This window comes from Bradyrhizobium sp. SHOUNA76, assembly GCF_023006445.1.
GTDB lineage: Bacteria > Pseudomonadota > Alphaproteobacteria > Rhizobiales > Xanthobacteraceae > Bradyrhizobium.
The window spans coordinates 1-598 of record NZ_JALBHA010001088.1 but is presented as its reverse complement, the minus strand read 5'-3'; the positions used below and the strand labels follow the sequence as shown (position 1 = coordinate 598).

Below are 598 nucleotides of genomic sequence, written 5' to 3'. Positions count from 1 at the left end.
GACATCCCGTGCCGGATGAGGCCGGCCTCAAGGGCGCAGCCGACACGCTCGCGCTCGCTGCCGAAGCCGGACCGGACGATCTGCTCCTGGTGCTGCTCACCGGCGGCGGCTCTGCGAACTGGATCGCACCGAGCGACGGCATCAGCTTTGCGCAGAAGCAGGCGGTCAACAAGGCGCTGCTGCGCTCGGGTGCGCCGATCGGCGAGATGAACACGGTGAGGAAACATCTGTCGCGGATCAAGGGCGGCCGTCTCGCCCGCGCCGGCAAGAATGCCGCCGGGATCGTAACGCTCGCGATCTCGGACGTGCCGCATGACGACCCATCCGCGATCGCCTCCGGTCCCACCGTCCCCGATCCGACCACGCTGGCCGATGCGCGCGCCATCGTCGCGAAATACAAGCTCGCCATCGACGACGCGGTGCGCCGCGCGCTCGAGGACGAACGCAACGAAAGCTGCAAGCCTGATGATGCCGCCTTCGCACGGGCGTCCTTCGAATTGATCGCGCGGCCCAAGCAGTCGCTCGACGCCGCGGTGAGGCTCGCGCGCGAATCCGGCTACGAGACGATCGATCTCGGCGCCGATCTCGAAGGCGAGGC

Annotated in this window: 1 protein-coding gene; it reads left to right on the top strand. The window is 68.4% G+C overall.

What is annotated here, in order from left to right; all coding sequences use genetic code 11:
* The coding region (locus MOV74_RS39895; protein ID WP_246933076.1) for a DUF4147 domain-containing protein at nt 1-598 on the top strand (598 nt) is incomplete at both ends.